At 60.9% G+C, this 17,805-nt stretch carries 12 protein-coding genes; 2 read left to right on the forward strand and 10 right to left on the reverse strand.

Annotation, left to right across the window (positions count from 1 at the left end):
- The 10 genes from AC19YY_RS01230 to yaaA form a co-directional block, all read right to left on the reverse strand.
- Positions 1 to 1,533 carry an MBOAT family O-acyltransferase gene (locus tag AC19YY_RS01230; RefSeq protein WP_170056767.1) on the reverse strand — a complete coding sequence of 511 codons (1,533 nt, stop codon included), beginning with the start codon at positions 1,531 to 1,533 and terminating at the stop codon, positions 1 to 3.
- 215 nt (positions 1,534 to 1,748) lie between these two features.
- Positions 1,749 to 2,849, reverse strand: a complete 1,101-nt coding sequence (locus AC19YY_RS01235; RefSeq protein WP_170041774.1) for a mannuronate-specific alginate lyase — start codon at positions 2,847 to 2,849, stop codon at positions 1,749 to 1,751.
- Between the two features lie 8 nt (positions 2,850 to 2,857).
- Entirely contained in the window at positions 2,858 to 4,306 is a 1,449-nt protein-coding gene (locus AC19YY_RS01240) for an alginate O-acetyltransferase (RefSeq protein WP_169954549.1), read from the reverse strand.
- Between the two features lie 11 nt (positions 4,307 to 4,317).
- Positions 4,318 to 5,907: a mannuronan 5-epimerase AlgG gene (algG, locus tag AC19YY_RS01245; RefSeq protein WP_169954548.1), complete on the reverse strand. Its 1,590-nt coding sequence runs from the start codon at positions 5,905 to 5,907 to the stop codon at positions 4,318 to 4,320.
- Positions 5,907 to 7,394: an alginate export family protein gene (locus tag AC19YY_RS01250; RefSeq protein WP_170041776.1), complete on the reverse strand. Its 1,488-nt coding sequence runs from the start codon at positions 7,392 to 7,394 to the stop codon at positions 5,907 to 5,909. The genes algG and AC19YY_RS01250 overlap by 1 nt, the downstream gene beginning before the upstream one ends.
- Positions 7,391 to 8,770, reverse strand: a complete 1,380-nt coding sequence (gene algK, locus AC19YY_RS01255; protein WP_170041777.1) for an alginate biosynthesis TPR repeat lipoprotein AlgK — start codon at positions 8,768 to 8,770, stop codon at positions 7,391 to 7,393. The genes AC19YY_RS01250 and algK overlap by 4 nt, the downstream gene beginning before the upstream one ends.
- 164 nt (positions 8,771 to 8,934) lie before the next feature.
- Entirely contained in the window at positions 8,935 to 10,104 is a 1,170-nt protein-coding gene (locus AC19YY_RS01260; RefSeq protein WP_500603777.1) for a PilZ domain-containing protein, read from the reverse strand.
- Between the two features lie 37 nt (positions 10,105 to 10,141).
- Positions 10,142 to 11,623, reverse strand: coding sequence for a mannuronan synthase (gene alg8 / locus AC19YY_RS01265; RefSeq protein ID WP_463671603.1), 1,482 nt, complete (start codon positions 11,621 to 11,623; stop codon positions 10,142 to 10,144).
- A gap of 148 nt (positions 11,624 to 11,771) precedes the next feature.
- Complete coding sequence (locus AC19YY_RS01270; protein WP_172312071.1) at positions 11,772 to 13,088, reverse strand: nucleotide sugar dehydrogenase; 1,317 nt, start codon at positions 13,086 to 13,088, stop codon at positions 11,772 to 11,774.
- 813 nt (positions 13,089 to 13,901) lie between these two features.
- The gene (gene yaaA, locus AC19YY_RS01275; RefSeq protein ID WP_170056770.1) at positions 13,902 to 14,681 is read right to left on the reverse strand and encodes a peroxide stress protein YaaA; all 780 of its coding nucleotides are present in this window, start codon (positions 14,679 to 14,681) and stop codon (positions 13,902 to 13,904) included.
- A gap of 147 nt (positions 14,682 to 14,828) precedes the next feature.
- Between yaaA and AC19YY_RS01280 the strand changes: the two genes are divergently transcribed.
- Both AC19YY_RS01280 and AC19YY_RS01285 read left to right on the forward strand, forming a co-directional pair.
- Positions 14,829 to 15,953: a polysaccharide deacetylase family protein gene (locus AC19YY_RS01280; RefSeq protein WP_500603778.1), complete on the forward strand. Its 1,125-nt coding sequence runs from the start codon at positions 14,829 to 14,831 to the stop codon at positions 15,951 to 15,953.
- A 323-nt stretch (positions 15,954 to 16,276) separates the two neighbouring features.
- On the forward strand, positions 16,277 to 17,671 hold the full coding sequence (locus AC19YY_RS01285) for a PhoH family protein (RefSeq protein ID WP_169954541.1): 1,395 nt from the start codon (positions 16,277 to 16,279) through the stop codon (positions 17,669 to 17,671).
- The last annotated feature ends 134 nt before the right edge of the window (positions 17,672 to 17,805 follow it).

Consider the following 17,805-nt stretch of genomic DNA (forward strand, 5'->3'; position numbering starts at 1 on the left):
TCAGAATTGGAAGTAAAGGAACGGCGAGAAGCTTTGCGCCGAGAGTTTGAGAATCGACGCCACGAACAGCAGCAGGATCAGGGCGCGCATGGCGTAGCGTGGCCAGTCGGCGGTCCAGTAGGCCGGTTGCACGGCGGCGTTGCTGCCGACGCTGAAACCGGGCTCCTGGATGCTGCCGGGGTTATCCCCAGGCACTGCCTTGATCAGGCTCGGATCAGCCGGCCTGGCCTTGTCGGCCGGGCGATTGCTGTAGAAGTCGCGCAGGCCGAAGAACGCCAGCGTGGCGTAGGCCACCACCATGGTCGCCACTTGCAGGCCCGTCAGGTTGGCGCGGTTGAGTTCCGACAGCGACCACTCGCCAAAGCTGAACATCGCGCCGTACATGCGCCCGGCGACGTGCAGGTTTTCGGCACGGAAGATCACCCAGCCCATCACCACCAGCAGGAAGGTGAAGGCCCAGCGCACCGGGTTGAAACTGCGTGGCGAGGTGTTGAGGCCGATGGCTTTTTCAATCGCCAGCCACATGCCGTGCCAGGCGCCCCAGACGATGTAGGTGATGTTCGCGCCGTGCCACAGGCCACCCAGCAGCATGGTCAGGAACAGGTTGCGATAGGTGGTCAGCGTGCCTTTGCGGTTGCCGCCCAGGGTGATGTACAGGTAATCACGCAGCCAGGTGGACAGGCTGATATGCCAGCGCCGCCAGAACTCGGTGATCGACTGGCTGATATACGGCTGCTTGAAGTTCTCCATAAAGCGGAACCCCATCATCAAGCCCAGGCCGATGGCCATGTCGCTGTAGCCGGAGAAGTCGAAATACAGCTGTGCGGTATACGCCAGCGCGCCGAGCCAGGCGTCACCGGTGGTGGGGTTTTGCAGGGCAAAGCAATGATCGGCCACCACCGCCAGGGTGTCGGCGATAAACACCTTCTTGATAAAACCCTGCATGAACCGCGTGCAGCCCTCGGAGAACTTATCCAGGGTGTGGGTGCGGTTGTTGAACTGGTCGGCCAGGTCGCGAAAACGCAGCACGGGGCCGGCAATCAGGTGCGGGAAGATCGCCACGAACGCCGCAAAGTCGATGAGGTTGCGGGTGGCCGGGGTATCGCCGCGGTACACGTCGATGATGTAGCTGATGGACTCGAAGATGTAGAACGAGATCCCGATCGGCAACAGCACATGGGTCAGGATAAACGGCTCCAGGCCCGCCGATTTCATCATCAGGTTGATGCTGTCGACACCGAAGTTGGCGTACTTGAAGTAGCCGAGGATGCACAGGTCGACCGCCACGCCGAGCAGCAGCCAGCGCTGGGCCGGTTTGGTGCGCACGCCCGCGGCACCGACCTTGAGGCCGATCCAGTAGTTCCACAGGGTCACGGCGGCGAACAGCGCCAGGAAGTCCACTCGCCACCAGGCGTAGAACACGTAGCTGGCAATCAGCAGCAGCAGATTGCGATAGCGTTGCCCGCTCAAATAGTACAAGCCGAGAAAGATCGGCAAGAACAGAAACAGGAACACATTGGACGAGAAAACCATCCCGATCTCTCCATGTTTAACCAACAGTCAAGGGCCAACGGCCCCCCCAAACCCCCCACGAAAAACCGGGGAGGGTGGTACTACATTTGCACTGACGAAACGGGGTCTCTGTGGGAGCTGGCTTGCCTGCGATAACGGTGTGTCAGTTGAAATCAATGCTGAATGTCAGACCGCTATCGCGGGCAAGCCCGCTCCCACATGTGTAACCCGTTCCATCAACTGCCTTTTTCATGCGCCGGGTCGTAGACCTTGGTCAGGTCGCCACCCAGGCGGAAGGTCTTGAACGGCTGCATCTCGTGCTTGCGCTCCAGTACCTCCGGGGCGCAGGTGTAGAGGGTGCAGAAGGGCTCGAGCCAGGCGAATTTCGAGTCCTGCTCCAGATCCTGCATGTCCTGTTCCTTGCCGTTCTTCTGCTCGAACAGCTGCGGATCCTTGACCCCGGCCAGCACCTTGTCGCCCAGGCGCTTGAGCGCGCCGTTGTTTTCCGGGCGTACGTCCACGCCGTTGACCAAGGCGAAACTGGCGATCATCGCCAGTGGCGGCAGCGCATAGTTGTGGTAGGCCAAGGCCCGTTGCTGGCGCTTGAGTTCATTGGGCAGGTAGCCCTGGGCGTCAACCTGGTTGGCGCCGACCTTGTATTCCTTCACTGCCCAATCGAACAGGTCGCGACGGTTGGTGGCGACGGACGTGGCCATCACCGACCAGGCGGCCCAGTACGAGTGGTTGTTGGTTTTTTCCAGGGGCAGGTTGTCCCAGTCGCTGACCACTTGCTCGGCCAGTTTGTTGAACCAGGCTTCGATCAACTGCGATTGCTGCGGGTACTTGGCCAGCGGTTGCGACTCGGAAAACTTCAGGCGCACATAGGCCGACGCCATGCTGCCCAGCGCCCATTTGCGCATCGACTTGCCGGTGTGGTTGAAGTCCTTGGACATCAACGCATCGGCCTTGGCCCAGCTCACCAGCCAGTTCAACGTGCATTGCAATTGCTCCGGGCGACCGTCGCGCATGAACTGCATCACCCGCTTGCTGGTGTCTTTTTCCAGCTTGGTGATATCGGCGGTGCTGTCGCGAAAGGCTTTTTCCGACTGCACATTCAGGGTCGAGCGGGCTTTGTCGGAGCCTTCGTATTTGCTGCGAAACTGCAGCGAGCCGGTGTAGGGCGTGGGCATGGCGTCGCAGTCGTTCTTGAAGTCGCCGGTCTTGAACGCTTCAATCGGCGCGAAGTAGCCCTGGGGCGGACGCAGCGGTGCGGCGGCGTTGACGTGGCCGGCAAACATCGCCAGGCCGAGCAACGTTGGAATCAATAAATTCTGCATAGGTAACCTCATTGCCCGGCAGAGGCAGTCTGTTGACCACCCGCTGGGAATACGTTGCGTGTGCAAATTTTCGCTTCGACTTTCTGCGCCGCAGCACCCGCTTCGGGGCCCTGCACTTCCACGGCCAGCAGGTTCTGCGAGGCCCAGTCTTCATCGGTGCGCAGTTCAAAGGCGAAACGCCCGTCTGTCTCGGATGTCTCGGGTTTGTCGATCTTGATGTCCTCGTGGCGCCCGTTCATGTACCAGAGGGTGGCTTGCAGGGTTTTCACCGAGGGATCGGCGAAGCGAATGTCGACCTGGTGACGGCTGTTGCGCAGGTCCATGTTCTTGCTGTTGACCATCAACTCGTTCTTGCCCGGCTTGAGGGTGGTGCTGGCGCTCATCTGCGCCGGCTTGCCTTCGCAGCCGTTGTCGAGCAGGGCCATCATCTGGCGGTAGATGGTTTCCTGGTCCAGGCGATACAGCGGCGAGAATTCCCAGATCAGAATCTTCGGTGGGCTTTTCTGGAACTCTTCGCTGCCCAGGTATTGGATCATCGAGCCTTCCAGGCCGCCGCCGGGGAAGGCGACGTTAAGGATGTCGGCACCGATTTCCTGTTCCAGGAAACCTGCGAAGTTGTAGTTCTTGCCGCTGTGGCTGGTGCCCACCAGGGTGATCTGCGGGTTGCCGGAGTCGCCGAACAGGTCGCCGTCCGCCGCTTCGCCCTTGGGCTCGGTGCTGAACTGGTCCATGTACTGGATCGCGTAGCTGGTGCCGCACAGTTGCCCGGCCATGTTGTGCAGGGTGCCGGTCTTGCCCATGCGCCCGGATTTCTTGGTCTCGAATTCGCGCTGGGGGATCCCGGCGAATTCGGGCATGGCGCGCACTTTGGCGCCGACGATTTTCGCAGTGCGCTGGGCGCCATAGGGGGTCCAGTGCTGGTCGCCACGGAAGTAGAAATCGTGGGCCGGCAGTTCGTCCGGCAATTGCTCGTTGGTCAGCGGCGACAGGTCCGGCACCACATAGCCCATCTTGGCAAAACGCCCGAGCATGCTCTTGTAGTTGCCCAGGGCTTTGTCGAAGTCAAAGCGCGCTTTCTCTGCCGGGTTGAGCTTGTTGCGGTTCACCAGGCCACGGGTCGGCTGGTAGACCACCACCAGTTCCACGCCCTTGCTCTTGAACGCGTCGTGCAGTTGCTGCATGCGTTTGTAGCCGGCCGGGGTGGTGTCGAATTCGGTGCGCAGGTCTTCCTGGGTACGGAACAGCCAGTCGCCCTGGGCCTGTACCAGGGTGGTGAAATTCTGCTGGTAGCGGGTGGTGTAGTTCTTTGCGTCATGAGCCTCGGGGCACAGGTTGCAGCACGGCTCGGCGGTAAAGCTCGGCGCCTTGGCTTCATCGGCGCGCACGCCGCTGCTGGCGGCCAGGATGCCGAGGGTCAAACCCGAGAGGCTGAGCAGCTTGATCATGTGTGGGTGCATAAAGGTCATCCTCAGTCCTGCAATGGGGTCTGGCGTTCGACAGGGTCGATCAGCACGGCTTTTTTCTGGCGTACCAGCAAGTCGAGAATCTCTTCCTGGCGCTCGCCCAGAACGCCGGAGAAGCTGATGCCACTGGATTTGGTCGGCGCGAGCATCGACACGCGGTACAGCTCGATGCTCAGCGGCGAGTCGATGGACAGCGGCCCGCTGCCATTGGCCGCCAGCTCGCCGCCGACCACGATCAGCGAGACCTTGGTGTCGAACGGATCGAGCTCGATGTCGCGGTCGGTGTCGGTCAGGTCTTTGATATGGCCGTAGACGCCGGTCAGGCCGTTGGCCATGGCGAGGTTCTCGTACAGGCGGATGTTCACGCTGTTACGGATACGAATACCGTGGCGGCGGTTGCTGATCACCTTGTTGCCCCACAGCAGGTTGTCGCCGCTCTCATAGAGGGTGATGCCGTCGGTGTGGTTGCGGTAGATCTCGTTGTCGGCGATCAGGTTGTTCACGCTGTTACGGTCGATCACCAGGCCCGAAAGCTTGTTGTCGTAGCTGCGGTTGTTGAAGATGAAGCTATCGTTGACCTCACGGGAAATAATGATGCCGTGCTTCTTCTTGGTGCCGTACACAGTGTTGTCGGCAATGATCAGGCCGTGGGAACGGTCGTGGGGGTCGATGCCGTAGACGATGTTGTCTTTGTAGGTGCTGCCCTTGATCACAAAGCCGGTGGTTTCGTAGCAGTAGAAGCCGTACCACATGTCCGAGAACTCGGAATCGACGATCCAGCCGGTGGGCTCCGGGCGCTTGAGGACCTTGGCCATGTTCGGCGTGTACTGGGAAATACTCACGCCATAGGACTTGCTGTTGGCATAGCCGAAGCTGGCCATCTTGCTGTTGACGATGTAGGTCTGGGTGCCGCCCCAGGCCAGCAGGAACGGGCGGAATTCCTTGGGCGAGCGGAAGGTCGCCGGGCCGTTGGTTTTCTCGCGCCAGCCGGTGATCTTGGTGTCGCGCACAAACAGCTGGCCGTCGTTGACCAGGAACGCGCCGGCCTCCTGGGACAGGCGCAGTTCCTGGGTCTGTTGATCGATTTCGAGGATGCCTTTTTCGCCGACCACAATCGGTAGCTTGGCCAGGAACACGCCGGGCGAGGTTTCGCTCAGGTATTGCTTGGGCACTTTCTGGAGCAGGTCCTTGAGGTTCATGTAGCCGTCGTCGATAAAGATCGCCTGGGGAATGCCGTGCTGGCGCACCACCCATTCGGCCATCTTGTTGTCGCCGCCGATAAAGTCCTTGAGGGCGTTTTCCTGCATCATCCGGCGCACGCTGACCTTGCCGGCCTTGCTGCGCACGATTTTCTTCGCCACGGCTTGTGCGGTGTAGCCCGAGAGGTCCGGCAGCGTCGGCTTGGCCAGCTCCAGCGGCGCGGTGGGCGGGCTGGTGATGGTGTAGGTCTTGGCCTGTTGCAGTTCCTTGGCGATGGTGGGCGCCTTGACCTGCGGCTCGACATTGGCAAAGGCCGGGGCGCACGCCAGCAGCATTGCCGCAGCGAGCAGGGCCGAGCCTTTGAGGGCGTGAGGATTCATTGCGCAGGCTCCCATCAGAAACGCCAGATCACATCGACAAAGGCGCGGTGCATGTACGAGTCGACTTGCTTGCCATAGGCGTCGCCCGGTTTGAACACGCCGCCACGAAAGCGCACCAGGGCCGACGGTTCGTCGATCGACTGGCTGAGGGCGGCGGGCAGCAGGCCCTTCTTGAAGTACTTGGTGACCACCAGGTCCATCTCCTGGCCGAGGTCTTTCTTGCCGTCTTCCAAAGGCAGGGAGGCGCTGGACAGCACGGCGCCGGTGACGTCGTCGTAGTTGTTCTGCACCGCGTCGATGCCATTGCTGCCCACCGGCTTGTTACCGTCGACACGCCAGAACTTGTGGTAGACCAGGCTGGCGTCGTAGTCGTCGCGCAACTGCCAGGAACCGAACAGGCTCATGGACTGCATGTTGTTCATCTCGCCGCGAAACGCCTCGCCAAAACGATGCACCCGCGATTGCGTGCCGGTGAAGTTCGAGCGGTTGCTTTGCAGGCCGTTCTGTTCGTAGTCGGCGCTGGCGCGGGCATAGGCCGCACCCACTTGCCACTGCGGGTCGAGGCGCAGGCGCACACCGAGGTCGGTGGCCCAGCCATCCACATCAGTATTGCGCTTGGCGTTGGCCGGGCGGCTGCCGTCGGCGTTCAGGGCGTTGACGTTGCTGCGCTCGCCCTGCATGCCGGTGACGCTGGCCCAGTAGTTGACGCTGTTGGTGTTGCGCCAGTTATAGGCGTCGCTGTTGGCCTCCAGGCCGAGCCAGGTCAGGTCGCCGTTCTGGCGCTTGTCCAATGAGTCGGCGGCCACGCCCGGTTGCGGGTAGTCGAGCTTGCCGTCGTCATGGCTGTGATGGCCGCGCACGCCAACCCAGTGGCCCGGGGTCCACTGGTAGGCCGCGTCGGCGTAGAAGTGCTGGCGGTCCTTGTCTTCGGGGGACAGTTCCTTGAGGTCGGTGCGGTACTCGCTGAAGCGCTCGGCGGCGCCGACATTGGCCTTGAGCAGGGTGGTGTCGAAGGTCCAGTTCAGCGCTTCGATATTGGTGTCGCGCCATTGCCCGTCGTCATTGCGCAGGCGTTGGCGGCCCAGCTTGAGGATCTCGCCAGGGTAGGGGGTGAAGCCGCTGTAGCCGACCCAGAACTCGCGCAGGGCCAGGTAGTTCTTCTTGGTCTTGCGGTCGTTGTTGCTCGATTGCTCGGTGGTGTCGTCATCGGACTGTTGCAGGGTGTCGGTCTCGATGATGTCGCTGGACGCCACCGCCTGGCCCATGGCGTAGGCGCTCCACGCGCCGCGCTCACCATAGATCCACGGGCGCACATCCAGACCGATGCCGTTGACGTCGCCGCCGCGCTGGGTGCCGAGGTCGCGGTCATCTTCGGACTGGCCGGTGACTTTCACTTCCAGGCCGAAGTTCTTGTCTTCGGTCAGCGCGGCCAGGGTCGGGCACGACCACAGCAGGGCGAAGGTCAGGCCAATACCGGCCTTGACGAATGGATTGAGTTTCATAGGGTTTCCTCGCCGTCTTCTTCTTGCAGGGCGTGCAGTTGCAGCGCGCTTTGGCTCAAGGCGCCACGGGCGGCCAGCTCTTGTTGCAGCAGGCGCTGGCCCTCGGCGCGCTGGGCAGGCGGCAGTTGTTGTTCGAGTTGCGCGGCCAGTTCATTGGCTTGCGGCGTGTTTTGGGCTTTGGCCAGTTGGCTGAACACATAGGCGTTGAGCGGGTCGGGCTGGGTGCCCTTGCCTTGGGAAAACAGTTGGGCGATAGCAAAGTCGGCGCTGTTCTGGCCGTTGCGCGCGGCGGTCAGCAAATGGTCCAGGGCTTTTTGCGGGTAGACCTGGCCCAGGTAGCCACGGCGGTAGATCTGGCCGAGGTAGTAATCGGCGGCGACTTCCCGGCCCTGGGCTTTCTGAAAGTGCGCTTGCGCGGCCTTGGCATCGGCCGGCACCCACTTGCCTTCGTAGTAGAGCTTGCCCAGCAGCAGTTCGGCGCGGGGCTGGTCGGCGGCGCGGCCGTTGTCGAGGTACTTCATCATTTGCTCGACGTCGCCCAGTTCCGGGAAGTCGTAGAGCAACTGCGCGAGGCTGACCCAGGACGCCGGGTAGCCGGGGGCGATTTTTTCCAGCAGGGCCTGGGCGGTCTTTTCGTCCGTCTTGCCGAGTGACGCATCACCCAGCACACGGGCCACACTGTCGACCCGCTGGGCGCTGACGGTGCCACGGCTGTAGTCGGTCTGCATCTGCTTGAGCAGTTCGGCCTGTGGCTGCGGCTGCTCGCGCTTCTGGTAGACGGTGGCCAGTTCGACGTAGCAGATATCGGTGCTGCTGAGCGCGGCCTTGCAGATTTTTTCGATGTCATCCAGGTGCTGGTCGTAGGTGCCCTGGGTGCGGTACAGCAGCACCTGCGCCAGGCCGGCTTCCGGATAGCCGGCGGTGCGCCAGGTATCGATCTGCTGCTGCGCGTTGATGCTGGGGAAATCGTGGGGGTATTGCAGGTACAGCATGGCCAGGGGGATCAGGGTGTTGCCTTCGCCATTGGCAAAGGCTTTTTTCAACAGGCCTTCGGCTTCACGGTGCTCGGCTTCGGTGGCGCCGGGCTTGGCCACCAGCAGGCGGCCGAGACGGGCCTGGGCGCGGGGCGAGATATCGGCGGCCGCGCGGTAGGTGGCTTCGGCTTGCTTGATCTGCGCCGGGTCGCCGCTGCCGACCTGGATATCGGCCAGGCCGACCTGGGCTTCGCTGTAGCCCAGTTCTGCCAGTTGCTGGTAATTCTGTGCGGCGGTGGCGGTGTCGCCACGCTTGAGGGCTTCATTGGCCAGGCGCTGGTCGGGCAGGCCGGCGCAACCGGCCAGTGTGACGGCCAATGCCAGCAGCGCCACAGGTCGCATGGGGGAGCGAGCTTTTGTAGGAGCTGGCTTGCCTGCGATGCGCGCGACTCGGTTCGCCTGCTGCACCGAGTCGATGCTATCGCGGGCAAGCCCGGCTCCCACAGAAGTGGGCTCCCACAAGGGTTGTGTTGTTCTTGAAATAGGGTTCACAGGCAAATCCTCGCTTACAAACCAGCAGCCATGGCTTTATCAATCAGCCAGTTCAGGGACGGGCCACGGTCGCTCGTCACTTCTACCGGGCGGCCGGCATAGGCGCTGTCCAGCGGGGCATCGGGCTTGATCTGCACGCGGATATCCGAGGACAGGTCGGTGCTGTTGAGGCTGGTGCTGCTGACGATGGTGCCGGTGCGGGTCTGTTCCTCATCGGCGACCTGGAAGCTCACCGGGGTGCCTGGGCGCACATCACCGAACTGGCGATAGGAGAAACGCGCCTCGACATTCGCCTGGCTGCCGCGCGGCACCAGTTGGAAGATCACATCACCCTTGCTCGCGTATTGACCGTCGGCCACCAGTTGCTGGGCGACGATGCAATCGCAGGGCGAGGTCAGGGTGCCGGTCATTTGCTTGCCGAACAGCTCTTCGACCTTGGCCGGTTGCAGCTGGTCTTCGTCCAGGTGGCCCTTGAGCACATCCAGCATGCTGGTGCTGAAGGTCGCCAATGGCGCGCCTTTGGCGGCAACCCCGTTGTCCTTGATCAGGCTTTGCACGGTGCCGTCGCGGGGCATCGTGACGTTCATCCCCGGCACGCTGACCAGGCCGGCCTGGGCGTGGCTGACGAAGTACATGCCATACACCGACTTGAACACAAAACCGAACGCCGCCAGGCCCACCAGGAAGATCGCCAGGCTGAAGGTCACGGCGCGCAGGCGGCCAAAGGCGGTCATGCCGCTGCCGCTGTCCTTGACCTTGCGTGCCTTGGTGAAGTTGTCGCGCTGCAGGGTTGCCAGTACATCGCCCATGGTCACGATATCGCCGGACAGGTGCGAAGTGATCAGGTGGCGCAGGGTGGAAATATCCTGGGCATCCAGGTTCTGGAACTGGCAGCCGGTGCGGCCGGTCTGGCGGTCGTGGGAGCGGATCAACAGCTCCACGTCCATCGCCAGGCCGAGGTTGTCGATGACAAATTGCAGGCGCGCCTTATGCACATCGCCAACCTTCAGCGGTTGCTGGGCGGCATTGAAGGCCAGGCCGCCGGCGGACAGGTCGATGACCCGTACTTCCATGGGGGTGCGGTCGGCGCCGAAGAAGCGCAGCTTGGCCGGGATTTTGACCCGGGCGTGTTGGCGCTGGGCTTCGGATTCGTGGACAACATTGGCGTTTACTTGACTGTTCATCAGGGCATTTCCTTAAGTTAATTCAGGCTTGGCAGGGTCAGACCATCATCAGCAACACGGCGACGAAAATGCTGCCGGCGGAGAAGGTCATGGTCCGAGACGACCAGGTGTTGAACCAACGCTGTGCGCTTTCCAAATCACGGGTCAGTTTGGTGTCCTGGCGGGTCCAGGATTGTTGATCGAGGCGGAAGAACACGTAGATCTTCACCAGCGCGCCCATGATCTGGTTGTAATAGAGAATCACCGGGTAGGCGGGGCCGATCTTGTGGCCCGAGCACGACAGCAACAGGGTCAGGATCAGGCGCGTGATACCAATCCACAAAAGGTAAGCGAGGATGAACGCACCGCCGTACTTGAAGGTGGCGATGATCGCCACGGTCAGGCCGAGCAGGGAGGTCCACATCGACACGCGCTGGTCGAACAGCACCACGCTGGTGAACAGGCCCAGTCGGCCCATACCCAGGCCCAGGGCCCGGGAGTTCTGGCGCAGGTTGTTGCCGTACCAGCGGAACATCAGCTTGCGGCTGGCCTTGATAAAGCTTTTTTCCGGTGGATGCTCGACGGTGTTGATCGCTGCGTCGGGCACGTAGAAAGTGTCGTAGCCCAGGCGCATCAGGCTGAACCAGCTGGACTTGTCATCGCCGGTGAGGAACTTGAAGCGGCCCAGGCGCCAGTGTTGCAGCGAGTCGCTTTCCACGTCGGCGATAAAGCCGGGGTCGGTGACCACGCTGGCACGGAACACCGACATGCGTCCGGTCATGGTCAGCACGCGCTTGGACAGGGCCATGGAACACATGTTGATGTGGCGCTGGGCGAAGCGCAGTTTGTGCCACTCGCTCATGATGTAGCCGCCGCGCACTTCGCAGAACTCGTTGGTGGTCAGGCCGCCGACATTGCCGAACAGCTGGAACCACGGCACGGTCTTGCGTACCACGCCTTCGGCGAGCACGGTGTCGCCATCGATCACCGCCACCACGGCGCGGTTGTCCGGCAGGTGGCGGGAGATGGCGCGGAAACCAAAGGCCAGGCCATCGCGCTTGCCGGTGCCGGCGATGCGCACGAAGTCGAGCTTGACGTGAGCCGGTGGGTTCATCTTTTCCCAGAGGCTCTTGACCAGCAGCTCATCGGACATTTCCACCAGCGAGCAGACCACGGTGGTGGGGAAGCCGCACTCGATGGCCTCGCGAATCACCGAACTGTAGACCTGGGCCGTGGTCAATGCGTCGATGCGAAAGCTGGTGACCATCAGGAACACGTGGGAGGGGTCCGCCGCCTTGCCCAGCTTGCGCACTTTGCGCCGCAGGTGCGGGTAGACCACGTACAGGAACAGCATGCCGCGCACAAAGTGCGTCGCGCCCATGGAGTAGCGCCAGATGCCAACGGCGCCAATCAGGAAAATGAAATTCTTCGACTGCGAGTCGAATGTGCTCGCCGGCAACGCCAGGGCCAGGCACATCAACACGCTTAAAAACAACAGCCAACCGGCGGCCTGAAGGAGGCCGTGCTTTAGCCTGTGCATAATCTGCATCCGTCTGGAGTCTCGGGCGAGCCTGTGGGGTGGCCCGATGGGGTTGTGGCAGGCTTGCAGTGGGGCGCCATCGCCGGCGAGCCGGCTCCTACATGACATGCGCGACCTGTAGGAGCCGGCTTGCCGGCGATCAGCGCGCTTACCAGCAAATGCCTTCGGTACGCCCATTGACGCTGGTGGCCTGGGACATGAAGCCCACCAGGTCGATCACTTGCTTACCGTGCGGGGCTTGTTGGGCCAGGGCGCGGAATTTCTCGTCGCGGTTGCCGAGGATGATCACGTCGCTGCTGTTGATCACATCGTCGAAGTCCGAGTTGAGCAGGGACGACACGTGGGGGATCTTGCCTTCGATGTAGTCCTTGTTGGCCCCATGCACACGGGCGTATTCGACGTTGCTGTCGTAGATGCTCAGGTCAAAGCCCTTGCCGATCAGCATTTCCGCCAGTTCCACCAGTGGGCTTTCGCGCAGGTCATCGGTGCCGGCCTTGAAGCTCAGGCCCAGCAGGGCGACTTTGCGCTTGTCGTGGCTGGAGACGATGTCGAAGGCGTTCTGCACCTGGGATTCGTTGCTGCGCATCAGCGAGTTGAGCAGCGGCGCCTCCACGTCCAGGGTGCTGGCGCGGTAGGTCAGGGCGCGCACGTCTTTTGGCAGGCACGAGCCGCCGAACGCAAAGCCTGGGCGCATGTAGTACTGGGACAGGTTGAGGGTCTTGTCCTGGCAGACCACTTCCATCACTTCGCGACCATCCACGCCGACCGCCTTGGCGATGTTGCCGATCTCGTTGGCGAAGGTGACCTTGGTGGCGTGCCACACGTTGCAGGTGTACTTGATCATCTCGGCAACGGCGATGTCCTTGCGGATGATCGGTGCGTCGAGTTCTTCGTACAGCGACTGCAGGACGTCGCCCGAGGCTTTGTCCAGTTCGCCGATCACGGTCATCGGTGGCTGGTCGTAGTCGGCGATGGCGGTGGATTCGCGCAGGAACTCCGGGTTGACCGCGACACCGAAGTCGACCCCGGCTTTTTTGCCCGAGCAGTCTTCGAGGATCGGGATCACTACGTTGGCCACGGTGCCGGGCAACACGGTGCTGCGCACCACGATGGTGTGGCGGGTGGTCTTGTCACGCAGGACAAAACCAATCTCGCGGCATACCGCTTCGATGTAGTTGAGTTCCAGGTCGCCGTTTTTCTTGCTCGGCGTGCCCACACAGATCATCGACAGGTCGGTATCGCGGATGGCGTCGGCGAAGTTGGTGGTACCGCGCAACCGGCCGGTGGCAATGCCCTGGCTCAACAGTTCGCCCAGGCCGGGTTCAACGATGGGGGATTTGCCCGCGTTGATCAGGTCGATCTTATCCTTGGAAATATCCACGCCGACCACTTCGTGGCCCCGTGCAGACAGGCAACCGGCACATACTGCACCCACGTAACCCAAACCAAATATGCTGATGCGCATCGCATTTACCTCTATCTTAATCACGCCATTAGATGGCCGGAGTTCATGTTTTCAAGCGTCACTCATGCACTAGGTAATGCCGTGAATAGACACTGCATTGCCATGTACAGGCATGTTAAAAGTCGAGTGACTAACTAATGCACTCAAGTTGTGCGCAACTTGGCCTTGTTGTTGGGGCTTGCCCTGAAATGCAGCCAGCCTTCGGTGAGAAGGGTCTGGCGTCAGTGCCGCAATGCCTTGATATGGACGTGAAGCCCTTATCTATCAATGCCTTGGGTTGTCTCACTGACCCATTCGGGTAGGCTTAGCCTTGGCCTTGTAGGGGATGGTCATGCAACCTTATCGCCCGCCCTCAACTAAACAGTTGGTAATTAGACCGAAGAGTCATAGTTGTATGTGACAACTTCACTACTTCTTTTGGTCGCTGTGTAAGTCATATCGCACAAGAACAGAGATAATCGTTACCGGTGGTATGAGCGGCCCTGGAAGACATAGTTCCGGGCCGCTCATCCTGTTTCTCGAAATTTCTTGAAATATTAGGAAAGATGGCACTGGTACTATATTGATAGCACTTGCGGATTGGGCTAGTGGTTATAGGGAGTTGGCGTGGGGATATAGTTTTATGCCACTACTGTTTTAAAAAAGTGGTGCCACTACGAAAAAAACTGACGAATGTCGAGTGAAAGAAACGTTAGGAATTCTGAAGAAATATTTTTGACGTCAAATTAATGACGATTTCATTGGGGAAATGCAGATAAAAATGTGGGAGCAGGCAAGCCAGCTCCCACATTGGATTTGCGCTGTATTGGTGACCTATTGCGGTGCGTGGTCGCGCAAAAACACCAGGTTGTCCGGCTTGGACTGTTCGGCACTGAAGCGATAGCCCTGTACGTCGAACTGCTTGAGCTGCGCCGGGTCGTTGATGCGTTCTTCGATGACGAAGCGGCTCATCATGCCCCGGGCTTTCTTGGCGTAGAAGCTGATGATCTTGTACTGGCCGTTCTTCAGGTCCTTGAACTCGGTGTTGATGATCCGCGCGTTGAGGGCCGGGCGCTTGACCGCCGAGAAATATTCGTTGGAGGCCAGGTTCAACAGCACGTCATCGCCTTGCTCGGCCAGGGCTTCGTTGAGCCATTCGCTGATGCGTGTGCCCCAGAAGGCGTACAGGTCCTTGCCACGGGCATTGGCCAGCTTGGTGCCCATCTCCAGGCGGTACGGCATCATCAGGTCCAGCGGGCGCAGCAGGCCGTACAGGCCCGAGAGCATGCGCAGGTGATCCTGGGCGTAGGCGAAGTCGGCGTCGTTGAAGGTCTGGGCGTTGAGGCCGGTATAGACGTCGCCCTTGAAGGCCAGCAGCGCCTGCTTGGCATTGGCCGGGGTGAAGGCGGGGGTCCAACTGCCGAAACGCGCGGCGTTGAGGCCGCCGATCTTGTCGGAAACATGCATCAGTTCACTGATCTGCGCCGGGCTCAGCTCGCGCAACTGCTCGATCAACGCTTGGGAGTGGTCCAGGTATTGCGGCTGGGTAAAGCGCTGGGTCGCAGGCGGGCTCTCGAAATCGAGGGTTTTGGCTGGGGAAATCACCATCAGCATGAAGTCGTCTCCTGTAATCGTCGGGGGATTCTAGGGGGTTGGGGCCTTCGACTCCACCTATCACGGCAATAGCTGCCATACGGTTATCCCTGTGGGAGGATTGCGATCGGCTATAGTGGCCGACGACTCTGGAGGGGGAGACCCGTTGTGCGAATTGCGCTTTTGTTGTGCGCCTGGCTGACCTGCCTGGGTGCCCAGGCGGCCAGTGTGGCTGTCGCGAGCCTGGACCGCGGCACCTGGCCGGAAAAACTCAGCAGCCCGGCGCTGTTCGATGTGGCGTCACGCGCTGAAATCCTCATGTTCGCCAACGCGCTGCTGGCCAGCGAGGCCCTGGATGAGCCGGCCCTCAAGCAGCGCCTGGGGCTGAAGATCATCAATCAGGGGGCCATCGACGACCTGCGTCGCCACCTCTGGCAACGGTTGCTGGAAAACTACGGATTTGCCCAGCAAAGCTGCGAGCAGGACGCCTCGTTCTGCTACCTGGTGGACAACATGGACGACCTGCGCGAGCAGGCCGGCAAGTTCGCGGTGGGCGAGCAGTCCTTCTATATAGGCTGGGCCGGCCCCAGCCGCGCGTTTCACCAGCGCTACCTGGACGAGCTGTTGCGCAAGGCGGCCCTGTTTCCACAGATCAGCAGCGAAGTCGCACGTTTTGGCGATTTCGAGCGCAACGGTGATGAACTCAATGACCGCCTGTTTTTACTGACCTTCGATGACGGCCCGTCACCGATCAGCGGTAATACCGACTGGCTGGCCGACTACCTGCGCAAGCAAAAAATGACCGCGACCTTTTTTGCCCTCGGCAATAGCCTGCAAACCCGCCTGGAAAAGACCTCGCCCGCCGATATGCAGGCGTTGTACCAGGGCCAGTGCGTGGGCATCCAGGGCTGGCAGTACCGCTCCCATAGCCATTGGGTCGACTGGCAAAGTTCGATCACCCGCACGGCATCACTGACCCAGAACCTGTTGCCGGAAAACTACGTGCCGCTGTTTCGCCCGCCCTACGGCCAGCGGCGGGCTGACAGCCAGGGCTTCTTCCAGGGCCAGGGCCTGCAAGTGGCGCTATGGGATATCGACTCCCAGGACGAGCCCGGCCAGCTCAAGGCCGACGAGTCGGCCCAGCGGGTGCTGACGCTGATGCTGTTGTGGCGCAAAGGGGTGATTGTGTTCCACGACACCCAGGACAAGGCGCGGGTCGCATTGCCGCTGTTGCTCCAGGCAACGGCGCAAAGTGGGCTGGGCTGGCAGGACTGTCGGGAGGCGTTTCGCTGAAAAACGCAAAGGCCCGGCCCTGTTGGGGATGATGGCGTTTCGGGGTGATTTGCTGCGACATTTCGATGCAGGCGGACTTCCGACTTTAGCGGTGTGTGTGGCGGCCCGCCAGTGCTATTCGTCATCCTGAAAAATAAACTTCAAAAAAGCGTCAAAGTGCTTTTTCCTGTCATGGGTTTTGCGGTATTACGAAGGCAGATCGCCGAAACCTGCACCACAGGTGGCGTCTTCCCAGACTCCCTTTGCGGTGTGTTCGGCGGTCGAATCGAGGCGCAGCACTGTTGTGGTATTGCGTCGACTGGCTCCCACAAAGGTGACCGAGTATGGATGATCATGGACGTAACCCTTCTTCCGACCAGCCAATCCTTTATGTGCTTGATACCAATGTATTGATCCACGATCCAAACGCGTTGCTCAATTTCGAAGAACACCACGTCGCCATCCCAATGATCGTGCTCGAGGAACTCGACAAACTCAAAAGCGGGCACCACAGCGTTGCCGCCGAATGTCGCCAGGCGATCCGCCTGATCGACAAGACCCTGGGCGAAGCCTCGCCCGAGGATGTGGAAGTCGGCGTACCGATCCAGCGTGGCAAGAGCGGGCCCAAGGGCTTGCTGTCGATCCTGATGAGCAAGCGCAGCGAACCCAACAGCCTGCTGCCGGAAAACCTCAACGACAACAAGATCATCAACCAACTGATCGACCTGCACGCACGTGACAAGGACCTGCGCCTAGTGCTGGTGACCAAAGACATCAATATGCGCCTCAAGGCACGAGCGTGTGGGATCGCCGCCGAGGACTACAGTACCGACCAACTGGTCGACGACGTATCGATGCTGTCCCGTGGTTATCACACCATGACCGGCTCGTTCTGGGACCGCGTCAGCAAGGTCGAGACCCGCCAGGACCATGGCCGCACCTGGCATCAGGTACAGCTGACCGACAACTTGCCGGCGGTGCATATCAATGAATTCATCATCGACGAACAGGGTTTTGTAGGCTGGATCAAAGAGATCCAGGTCGACAAGCTGCTGATCCTCGACCTGCATCAGGAACCCCTGTTGCACCAGGAAGCCTGGGGCCTGAAACCGCGTGATATCTACCAGAGCCTGGCGCTGTACGCGTTGCTCGACCCGGACATCCACCTGGTCAACCTGACCGGCGCGGCGGGTTCGGGCAAGACCATCCTCGCCCTGGCGGCGGCCATCGAGCAGACCATGGTCACCAAGCGTTATCGCCGCATCATCGCCACCCGCAGCGTGCAGGGCCTGGACCAGGAGATCGGCTTTTTGCCCGGCACCGAAGCGGAAAAAATGGAACCGTGGCTGGGAGCGATCACCGACAACCTCGAAGCCTTGCACATGGATGACGAAAACACCCATGGCAGCGTCGACTACATCCTCAGCAAAGTGCCGTTGCAGTTCAAATCCCTCAACTACATTCGAGGTCGCAGCTTCCAGCAGAGCCTGATTTTGATCGATGAATGCCAGAACCTCACCCCGCACCAGATGAAAACCATCATCACCCGTGCCGGCGCCGGTTCCAAAGTGGTGTGCCTGGGCAACCTGGCGCAGATCGACACCCCTTACCTGTCCGCGACCAGCTCCGGGCTGACCTACCTGACGGAACGCTTCAAGGATTTCCCGAACGGCGTGCACATCGCCTTGCAGGGCGTCCCTCGCTCGATTCTGGCTGAATACGCCGAATCCCACCTGTAACCGCCCAGTGTGGGAGCGGGGTTGCCCGCGATAGCGGTGGGTCAGTCGATGATAAGTTGACTGACGCGCTCCTATCGCAGGTAAGCCAGCTCCCACCTTTTGATCTGCGTTGGGTTTACAATCGGGGGCTTCTG

It is taken from the genome of Pseudomonas sp. MF09156 (assembly GCF_059862305.1).

Excerpts from the sequence above, each read along its gene's own strand:
- algG (WP_169954548.1), bottom strand. The coding sequence starts at position 5,907 with ATGGGAGCCTGCGCAATGAATCCTCACGCCCTCAAAGGCTCGGCCCTG.
- AC19YY_RS01230 (WP_170056767.1), bottom strand. The coding sequence starts at position 1,533 with ATGGTTTTCTCGTCCAATGTGTTCCTGTTTCTGTTCTTGCCGATCTTT.
- yaaA (WP_170056770.1), bottom strand. The coding sequence starts at position 14,681 with ATGCTGATGGTGATTTCCCCAGCCAAAACCCTCGATTTCGAGAGCCCG.
- AC19YY_RS01285 (WP_169954541.1), top strand. The coding sequence starts at position 16,277 with ATGGATGATCATGGACGTAACCCTTCTTCCGACCAGCCAATCCTTTAT.
- AC19YY_RS01260 (WP_500603777.1), bottom strand. The coding sequence starts at position 10,104 with ATGAACAGTCAAGTAAACGCCAATGTTGTCCACGAATCCGAAGCCCAG.
- algK (WP_170041777.1), bottom strand. The coding sequence starts at position 8,770 with ATGCGACCTGTGGCGCTGCTGGCATTGGCCGTCACACTGGCCGGTTGC.
- AC19YY_RS01250 (WP_170041776.1), bottom strand. The coding sequence starts at position 7,394 with ATGAAACTCAATCCATTCGTCAAGGCCGGTATTGGCCTGACCTTCGCC.
- AC19YY_RS01235 (WP_170041774.1), bottom strand. The coding sequence starts at position 2,849 with ATGCAGAATTTATTGATTCCAACGTTGCTCGGCCTGGCGATGTTTGCC.
- alg8 (WP_463671603.1), bottom strand. The coding sequence starts at position 11,623 with ATGCACAGGCTAAAGCACGGCCTCCTTCAGGCCGCCGGTTGGCTGTTG.
- AC19YY_RS01240 (WP_169954549.1), bottom strand. The coding sequence starts at position 4,306 with ATGCACCCACACATGATCAAGCTGCTCAGCCTCTCGGGTTTGACCCTC.
- AC19YY_RS01270 (WP_172312071.1), bottom strand. The coding sequence starts at position 13,088 with ATGCGCATCAGCATATTTGGTTTGGGTTACGTGGGTGCAGTATGTGCC.